Raw genomic sequence first — 9087 nt, 5'->3', positions numbered from 1 at the left:
TTTGGTGAAGCTTTTTCTAAAAAGCTTCAGAAGACGCCGCCTTTAAAAAAAAGGCGGCACCCCAAAACTTTTATTATTTTTTATCAATGAGTTATTTTCAAACAATCTCGTAGAAAACCAGGTAACACCAAAAACTATCCTGGAATTTTCATGCAGGGATCGCGATACCTGCCGGGCCCAGGCAGCGCCCGGCTATCGCAAGCTGGCGGTATCCCGTAACTGAGAGCCCTCAGTCTTCACCTTCAGCAAGGCTTTCGAGTCGTTCCCGCGACAGCAGCGTGATGGCATACCCCTTGCCCACGTCGATCATCCCCTGCGCACGCATCCAGCTCAGGGTACGGCTGACGGTCTCAATGGTCAGGCCAAGGTAATCGGCAATATCGCCGCGCGTCATGGGCAGGTGCAACTGCCCCGCGCTGTTGAGTTCACCGTGATTGGCCTGGTCCAACAGGAAACTGGCGACGCGTTCACGCGCAGTCTTGCGGCCAAGCAGCAACATCTGGTTCTGGGCCGCAACCAGTTCGTTGGATGCCTCTTCGAGAAGGCGGCGTTCCATGCGGGGAAAATCATCCAGCAGGGCGCGCATCCGCTCCCGCGAGAAGCGGCACAGGCGCACGGTATCGACCGCTTCCGCGCCGAAAGCATACCGGTCGGATACCGCAAGCCCGAGGAAATGACCCGGCCCTGCGAATCCTGTAATCTGCCGCCGCCCATCGGGCAGGGCCTTGAACAGCTTGACCGTGCCAGAAGTGACATTGAAGAAATCGGTGGCGGGCTCCCCTTCCTCGATGAAGCACCGGCCTGGGGTGATGATGGTTTCCACCGCCGCCTCGGACAGGCGGGAGATATCCTCGTCCTCAATGGCGCTGCACACGCTGGATGGGCGCACATTGCACATCTTGCAGAAATCAGGCTGGAGACCAACCGCCCCCATGACAAGGCGCCGTGGTCGCTGCTCGAACTGGCACGAAGACGTATCCGGCATGTTTATCCCAATTCCCTGCTGTTGCCCAATGCAACACCCTGTGGTCGTCCCGGGCGGGACGCAGCGCATGGCACTGTGGGCACCGGCGAAATAACTGCGCCCCGAAGGCCCGACACTATGTCTGACCCCTTGATATAAATCAATGCGAAGCCCCGATCCCAATCCGGTAAATCAGAACAGTCTGCAATCATCGGAAAATTAAGGATGCCGCCCCCAGTGCATGGACACTCCTCCCTGACGGTCCGGCGGCTTGGCGCTGCGGATATTTTGGTCCTCTATCCCCTGATCCAGCATGCCTTTCCCGAAATGGAACGACGGCGATGGATGGATGTCGGTCGCCGGATGTCCGCACAGCGCAAGCGCCCGCGTCAGGGAATCCTGGTCGCGCATTACGGGACACGCGGCCTGCCATGCGCCATGGCGACCTATCGCCGTGATTTCGACATCCGCCTTGGGCAGGTCCTGACCAGTGACCACTGCATCGTCATGACGCCCGGCGATGCACAGCACGTCATGAACGCATTTCACCCGGCCATGACACGCCTGGCGCAGGAACTCGGATGTCATGCAATGCGAACAATGCAGCCCATCGCAAAAATGACATCACAGGACCCAAAAGTGTGTCCTGCCGACCACATAGTCGAAAGAACACTGCTTTTGACGGAAATTAACGGTTTCTCGCCCCCCGCCTGATTGATCCATATCAAGGTGCGATGTAAGCGCCGCGTGATTGTTGCCAGTCATCAAAACACGTTGATTACGACGTCCAGTCGTCAGAATGAAAAGGTCCGCACCAGATGAAGAAAATGCGTAACACTGCCCTTGCGGCGGCGCTGGGCGCCGCGGCTGTCGCGCCGGTCGCGGGCCATGCTCAGACTGCGACGCCGTCCGCCTATGTGAATGCCCCGCTTGCCGCCCCGGTCGCCCCTTCGCGTCCCCACGGTCACTGTGGCATTTTTGAGACATGCTCCAGCACCAAGATCGGTCTGGGCAAGGGTGACTTCATGATCCGCCTCTCGGCCGTCGGCGTGCTGCCGGAAGATCGTGACAGCAAGGTCTGGCTTGATGGCAAAGCCCTGCCGGGCGCGCGCATCAAGACGACCAATCAGGTCATGCCCGAACTGACGTTCGAATACTTCCTGACCGACAATATCTCGCTGGACCTGATCGCCACCAGCACCCGTCATGAGGTCGCGGGCGAAGGCGGCGCGCTGGGCGGGAAGACCGACGTCGGCAGCGCCTGGGTGCTGCCGCCGACGATTACGGCGGCATGGCATTTCCGTCCGCACAAGCGCCTGAACCCGTATGTGGGCGTGGGTGGCACGATGATGTGGTTCCACAACATGAACGCCAGCGGTGCGCTTGGCCTGACGAAGCTGAATTCCGGCTTTACCGGTGGTCCGTCGATCAACGCCGGTGTGGATTACCAGCTGGTGGGCAACTGGTTCTTCAACTTCGACGTGAAGCAGATGTTCGTGCGCATGCACGCATGGGCTGAAAACGGCTCCGAAACCACCAAGGTCCGTGCCCACGACTCGCTGGATCCGACGGTCGTTTCCGCCGGTATCGCCTACCGGTTCTGATGACATGAACGTGGCGGACCCCGCCGCGCTGGTTGCGCGGTATGCCCGGAACCTGCCACGTTACACCAGCTATCCCACGGCGGCGCAGTTCACTGACGCCGTGGGGCCGGATGACGCCCGCGACTGGCTGCGGGCCGTCCCTGCGGGGGATGCGCTCTCCCTCTACCTGCATGTTCCCTTCTGCGATACGCTCTGCCGGTTCTGTGGCTGCAATACTGCCGTCCTGCGCAGCGCCGATGCCCGGGCCGCCTATGCCGCCCTGCTGATCGAGGAACTGCGCCGCGTTACCGAACAGCTTGGCGCGGGCCATCCCGTCTCACACCTGCAATGGGGCGGGGGGACACCCACGACCCTGCCGGTGGGCACGCTGCGGCAGGTGATGCAGACCATCCGCAACAGCTTCACGCTGCTGCCCGATGCCGAAATCAGCATAGAGATCGACCCCCGCCATCTGCCCGCGCAATATCCGGCGGTCCTGCATGAACTCGGCTTCAACCGCGCAAGCCTGGGGGTACAGGATATCGACCCCACCGTGCAGGAAGCCTGTGGTCGTATCCAGAGCCTGGAGCAGACACGCACCTGTATCGACGCACTGCGCGGGGCGGGTATCCGCGCCATCAATATCGACCTGATCTATGGCCTGCCACGACAGAGCGTGCGGGGCGTACGCGACACGGCCACCGCCATCGCGGCGCTGTCCCCCGACAGGCTCGCGGTTTTCGGCTATGCCCATGTGCCATGGAAACAAAAGCGCCAGAACCTGATGCCGACAGGCGAACTGCCCGATGCCATCGCCCGGTTCGAACAGCGCGCGGCCATCAACGATGCCCTGTGCGCCGCAGGCTACCTGCCCGTGGGGCTGGACCATTACAGCCACCATGCCGACCCGATGGGCATCGCCGCGCGCAATGGTACGCTGCATCGCAATTTCCAGGGCTATACCACCGATCCGGCAACGACCCTGATCGGTGTGGGGGCCTCGGCCATATCCTCTTTCCCGCAGGGCATGACGCAGAATGCGGTATCGGCCGCGGCCTATGCCCGCCTGATGGGCGAAACACCCGACCGCCTGCCGGTTGTCCGGGGGGTGCGCCGCACCGATGATGACCGTGTGCGCGCCGAACTGATCGAACGCCTGATGTGCGACATGGAAATCGACCTTGGCGCATTCATCGCCCGCCATGGGCTGCGCGCTGGATATTTCAGCGACGACATGCGCAAACTGTCTGGACTGGAAACGGATGGATTTGTCATCATCTCGGGCCAGCGACTCCACGTGACCGAGGCCGGACGCGCGTTCCTGCGTCATGTTGCGGCCGCGTTCGACCACCACCTTGAGATGGACATGCCCCAGCGCCACGCCAGCGGAATATGACCATGCCCCCCCACGCCCGATCTTCTGCCGCCACGCCGGGCGTCACGAACACCTCCGTCATCACCGCACTGCTGACGGCCCCATGCCGGTCGGACCCGTTCCCCCACTGGAACATGGAAAATGTCCTGCCGCCATCGGTCACGCACTCCCTGCTGGGTTGGAACCCGGGAACGCGGTTCCATGCGGGTGAAAGCGGCGGTCAGCGCGCCATGCGCAACGGACACCGGATTTTCGTGACCCCTGCGCGACGGGCGCACGACACGGCGCTCGACCATCTGGCACATCTGTTCGATGCCCCGGCGGCACGGCAGCATTTCGAACGGATCTGCGGCATCGACCTCGCGGGGACGTTCCTGCGGCTGGAACTATGCCTTGATACGGACGGGTTCTGGCTGGCGCCGCATACCGATATCGGGGCGAAACGGCTGACTTTGCTGATCTCCCTTTCCACCGACGCCAATGCCCATGACTGGGGCACCGACCTGCTGACCCCGCAGGGAGAGACCGTGGCGCGGGCGTCGGGTACGTTCAATTCCGGCCTGCTGTTCATCCCGTCCGACCGGTCATGGCACGGCTTTGTCCGCCGCCCCATCACAGGGCTGCGCCGGACGCTGATTGTCAATTATGTCGGTCCCGAATGGCGGGCACACGACGAACTGGCGTTCCCGCCCGCACGGGCCTGAACGACACGCCTGGCCTGCGGGGTCCGGCCTGTGGATATGCGCCACATGCGCAACATATATGCACACAAACCTTTATTCCCGTTTCAAACGGTTCTAGGAAGCGTTGCTACATGTGGTATCCCACCTATCCATGTCATCCCGGTCATGGCGCAAGAGGACAGATCTAGGTATGAGTGAAAACCCGCGCGAGATTATGGAATTCGACGTCGTAATCATCGGCGGCGGTCCCTCCGGACTGGCGGCGGCTATCCGCCTGCGCCAACTGGCCCCTGACACCAGCGTCTGCCTGATTGAAAAAGGCAGCGAAATCGGGGCGCATATCCTGTCGGGTGCGGTGGTCGAGCCGCGCGCGCTGGACGAACTCCTGCCGCACTGGCGTAAGACTGGCGCGCCACTCAACACCCCCGTCAGCGAGGAGCACATGCTCTACCTGACGCCCACACGCGGCTACCGCATCCCGATGCTGGACCGGGTGATGCCGCACATGCGTAACCACGGCAATTACATCGCAAGTCTGGGCGAGGTCTGCCGCTGGCTTGGCGCACAGGCCGAGGAAATGGGCGTCGAGATCTATCCCGGTTTCGCCGGGGCGGAGGTCCTGACCGAAAACGGGCGCGTCATGGGCGTTGCAACCGGCGACATGGGCGTGGGTCGCGATGGCAAGCCCGGTGACAACTATGCGCCGGGAATGGAACTGCGCGCGAAATACACAATCTTCGCCGAGGGCTGCCGCGGGTCACTGACCAAACAGGTCATGGAGATGTACAACCTGCGCAAAGGGGTCGATCCGCAGACCTACGGCCTGGGCATCAAGGAACTGTGGGAAGTCCCCGCCGAACTGCACCGCCCCGGACTGGTGCAGCACAGCTTTGGCTGGCCGCTCGATGACCGCACCTATGGCGGGGCGTGGATGTATCATTTCGGGGAAAACCTCGTCTCCTACGGCTTTGTCGTCGGGCTGGATTATCCCAACACGTGGCTATCCCCGTTTGACGAAATGCAGCGTGTGAAGCTGCACCCCTCCTTCCGTCCGTATTTCGAGGGTGGGCGTCGCCTGTCCTATGGCGGGCGCGCCCTGTCCGAAGGCGGGCTGCAGTCCATTCCGCGCCTGACCTTTCCCGGCGGCATGCTGGTTGGGGACACGGCGGGCTTCCTCAACGTGCCCAAGATCAAGGGCACGCACACCGCAATGAAGTCGGGCATGCTGGCGGCCGAGGCCGTGGCTGAAGCCTTCCTGACCAACCGGGTGGAGCCGGGCTCCTACACGCGGCGGATCAGGGAATCCTGGCTGTGGGACGAACTGCGCGGCGTGCGCAACATCCGCCCGGCCTTCGCGCGCTTTGGCATGAAGGGCGGCGCGCTGTATTCCGGCATCGACGCCATGCTGCTGCGCGGTCGCGCGCCATGGACGCTCCATACCCGCCATGCGGATAACGAGACGCTGGAGCCCGCCTCCATCTCGCCCAAGATCGACTATCCCAAGCCTGACGGCAAGGTCACGTTCGACAAGCTGTCGTCCGTCTTCCTGTCGAACACCAACCATGAAGAAGACCAGCCCGTGCACCTGAAGGTGCGCAGCACGTCCATGTGGAAGACCGTCAACTGGGATGTGTTCCGCTCCCCCGAAAGCCGTTACTGCCCCGCAGGGGTGTATGAGGTCGTGGATGAGCAGGCCGCCCCGGCCTTGCAGATCAATTCGCAGAACTGCGTCCACTGCAAGACATGCGACATCAAGGACCCGACCCAGAACATCGACTGGGTCACGCCCGAAGGGGCAGGTGGTCCGAACTACCCCGGCGGCATGTAATCCCATGCCCACAGGGATGTCATGGCCCCGTCATGGCGTCCCCCGTTTTCCGATCCCCCATCCAGACACAGACCGAGAAGAGATGTGATGAAGGTTCTTGTCCCCGTAAAACGCGTGATCGATTACAATATCAAGCCGCGCGTGAAGGCCGACGGCACCGGTGTTGAAACCGCTGGCGTCAAGATGTCGATGAACCCGTTTGATGAAATCGCCGTGGAAGAAGCCGTCCGCCTGAAGGAAAAAGGTGTCGCCACCGAAATCGTGGTTGTCTCCATTGGCGAAGCCAAGTCTCAGGATACGCTGCGCACCGCCATGGCCATGGGTGCTGACCGTTCCATCCTGGTGGAAACCGACAGCGTGACTGAACCTCTGGCGGTGGCGAAGGTGCTCAAGGCACTGGTGGACAAGGAAAAGCCTGATCTGGTGATCCTTGGCAAGCAGGCGATCGACGACGACATGAACGCCACGGGGCAGATGCTCGCGGGGCTTCTGGGCTGGCCACAGGGCACGTTCGCAAGCAAGGTGGAACTGCATGACGGCAAGGCCACCGTCACACGCGAAATCGACGGTGGCCTGCAGACCGTCGAACTGGCGCTGCCCGCCATCGTCACGGCGGACCTGCGCCTGAATGAACCGCGCTATGCCTCGCTGCCGAACATCATGAAGGCACGCAAGAAACCGATGGAAAAGATCACGCCCGCCGATGTGGGTGTGGACATGACCCCACGCCTGAGCATCGTATCCGTGGCCGAACCCACCGGGCGCAAGGCGGGCATCAAGGTAGGTTCCGCCGCCGAACTGGTTGCAAAGCTGCGTAACGAAGCAAAGGTGATCTGATCATGACCGTCCTCGTACTTCTCGACCATGAAGCAGGCGCCATCCGGCAGGCGTCGCGTTCCGCCATTACCGCCGCGTCAAAGCTGGGCGATGTCGATGTGCTGGTCGTGGGCCGCAATGCTGCTGAAGCTGCACAGGCTGCGGCAAAACTACCGGGCGTGAAGAAAGTCCTGTCCGCCGCCGATACCACCAGCGCGGATGAGCTGGCTGAACCCGTGGCAGCCCTGCTGGTGTCGCTGGCCGACGGCTACAGCCACATCCTTGGTGGATCCAGCGCAAACAGCAAGAACATCCTGCCCCGTGCGGCGGCCCTGCTGGATGTGCAGCCTATCCCCGACGTCGTGGAAATCATCGACGCCGACACGTTCGTGCGCCCGATCTATGCCGGCAGCGCACTGGCGACGGTGAAGTCGTCCGATGCGAAGAAGGTGCTGACTGTCCGTGCCGCCGCCTTCGATCCCGTCGCGACGGAGGGCGGTTCCGCCCCGGTCGAAAGCGTTGCCACCCCGGCGGGCGAGGACACATCGAAGTTCATCGGCACCGAACTGTCGCAGTCGGAGCGTCCGGAACTGGAGTCCGCACGCGTCGTGGTGTCCGGTGGACGCGGCATGCAGAACGAGGAAAACTTCAAGCTCCTCGAACCGCTCGCTGACCGTCTGGGGGCCGCTATCGGCGCATCGCGCGCGGCGGTTGATGCAGGCTTCGTGCCCAATGATTACCAGGTGGGCCAGACCGGCAAGATCGTGGCGCCGGAACTGTATATCGCCATGGGGATTTCCGGCGCGATCCAGCATCTGGCGGGCATGAAAGACAGCAAGGTCATCGTTGCCGTCAACAAGGACCCCGAGGCCCCGATCTTCCAGATTGCGGATTATGCGCTGGTGGGGGACCTGTTCGAGGTGCTGCCTGCATTGGAAGCAGAACTCGACAAGGCAGGCTGATCCCGGCCATTCAGGGGCGCTGCCCCTGGACACCGCCAAAGGGCATTCCCCTTTGGGCGGCATGATGATTGGAAATTTCAGGGTGCCGCCTTTGAAAAAAGGCGGCATTCTTTTTTGGGGCTTTCCCAAGGAAAAACCGCGATAGACCTCTTGAGAAATTGTTTAAAAACAACTCATTGATAAAAAAACAAGAAAGGTTTTTGGGTGTCGCCTTTTGATCGAAAAAGGCGACGTTTTCTGAAGCTTTCTGGAAAAAGCTTCACCAAAAAAACCTTTATAATTTCAGGATGTTATTGAGCCTTCCTTTTCAAACAGCCTCCAAGAGGTCGTTTGAAAAGGCATAAAGATTTTGGTGAAGCCTTTTTGAAACAAGACACCACCGAAGGAATTTTATCCTGATTTGTAAATTTGTTAATTAAAAACAACCCCTTATGGACAGGGATAGGCGCGGCTTTGCACCCTTATCCCTCACCCAGCACGGCGCGCGCGCGACGGACCACCGTATCGTATTCTTCCTGCGTCAGGTTGCCGCGATGAAGCATCTCGCTTGCCCGTGCAAGGGCATCACGGGCGTGTGTCTCATCCGGGATGGGATAGCGTCGGCCGGGCAGGGCAAATGCCGAATCCGGCAGGGCATCGCGTTCGGCGGCTGTCAGTCTGGACATGATCCGTATCCTTCTGTCTTGGATGGCCCCCATGAAAAGCCATCCTTTGTAAAGTTTACGCCTCATCGGGGATCTACCAACAGGTAAAATACCGTTGTCTCCCCCCATCAGGCTGCACGGCTACCCCAGGTAAGAGACAAAAAAAACGGGACACATCGCCATGGCAATGTATCCCGTCAGTTGACCGCACATGAGGACATCATGTGGAATT

Annotated in this window: 9 protein-coding genes; 7 read left to right on the top strand and 2 right to left on the bottom strand. The window is 61.0% G+C overall.

Features of this window, described 5'->3' with window-relative positions; translation table 11 throughout:
* Positions 1 to 229: 229 nt before the first annotated feature.
* Positions 230 to 985 carry a Crp/Fnr family transcriptional regulator gene (locus B7G66_RS12120; RefSeq protein ID WP_048859223.1) on the bottom strand — a complete coding sequence of 252 codons (756 nt, stop codon included), beginning with the start codon at positions 983 to 985 and terminating at the stop codon, positions 230 to 232.
* A 204-nt stretch (positions 986 to 1189) separates the two neighbouring features.
* Between B7G66_RS12120 and B7G66_RS12115 the strand changes: the two genes are divergently transcribed.
* The 7 genes from B7G66_RS12115 (at position 1190) to B7G66_RS12085 (ending at position 8211) form a co-directional block, all read left to right on the top strand.
* Positions 1190 to 1678 (top strand): hypothetical protein, encoded by a 489-nt coding sequence (locus tag B7G66_RS12115; RefSeq protein ID WP_048859222.1) that lies wholly within the window; start codon positions 1190 to 1192, stop codon positions 1676 to 1678.
* Between the two features lie 104 nt (positions 1679 to 1782).
* On the top strand, positions 1783 to 2568 hold the full coding sequence (locus tag B7G66_RS12110) for an OmpW/AlkL family protein (RefSeq protein WP_003616794.1): 786 nt from the start codon (positions 1783 to 1785) through the stop codon (positions 2566 to 2568).
* A 4-nt stretch (positions 2569 to 2572) separates the two neighbouring features.
* The gene (gene hemN / locus B7G66_RS12105; RefSeq protein ID WP_040510308.1) at positions 2573 to 3943 is read left to right on the top strand and encodes an oxygen-independent coproporphyrinogen III oxidase; all 1371 of its coding nucleotides are present in this window, start codon (positions 2573 to 2575) and stop codon (positions 3941 to 3943) included.
* Positions 3940 to 4626 carry a 2OG-Fe(II) oxygenase gene (locus tag B7G66_RS12100; RefSeq protein ID WP_003616791.1) on the top strand — a complete coding sequence of 229 codons (687 nt, stop codon included), beginning with the start codon at positions 3940 to 3942 and terminating at the stop codon, positions 4624 to 4626. Before hemN ends, B7G66_RS12100 begins: the two co-directional genes overlap by 4 nt.
* Before the next feature lie 169 nt (positions 4627 to 4795).
* The gene (locus tag B7G66_RS12095) at positions 4796 to 6433 is read left to right on the top strand and encodes an electron transfer flavoprotein-ubiquinone oxidoreductase (RefSeq protein WP_003616789.1); all 1638 of its coding nucleotides are present in this window, start codon (positions 4796 to 4798) and stop codon (positions 6431 to 6433) included.
* 87 nt (positions 6434 to 6520) lie between these two features.
* Complete coding sequence (locus tag B7G66_RS12090) at positions 6521 to 7270, top strand: electron transfer flavoprotein subunit beta/FixA family protein (protein ID WP_003616787.1); 750 nt, start codon at positions 6521 to 6523, stop codon at positions 7268 to 7270.
* 2 nt (positions 7271 to 7272) lie between these two features.
* Positions 7273 to 8211, top strand: coding sequence for an electron transfer flavoprotein subunit alpha/FixB family protein (locus B7G66_RS12085; RefSeq protein ID WP_003616786.1), 939 nt, complete (start codon positions 7273 to 7275; stop codon positions 8209 to 8211).
* 461 nt (positions 8212 to 8672) lie between these two features.
* Here B7G66_RS12085 and B7G66_RS12080 read toward each other — a convergent pair whose 3' ends face one another.
* Positions 8673 to 8876 (bottom strand): hypothetical protein, encoded by a 204-nt coding sequence (locus B7G66_RS12080; RefSeq protein WP_003616784.1) that lies wholly within the window; start codon positions 8874 to 8876, stop codon positions 8673 to 8675.
* Positions 8877 to 9087 lie beyond the last annotated feature (211 nt).

The organism is Novacetimonas hansenii JCM 7643, assembly GCF_000964405.1.
Taxonomy (GTDB): Bacteria; Pseudomonadota; Alphaproteobacteria; order Acetobacterales; family Acetobacteraceae; genus Novacetimonas; species Novacetimonas hansenii.
Note: the sequence above shows the minus strand (reverse complement) of the source record. Positions and strands in the feature narration are given on the sequence as shown.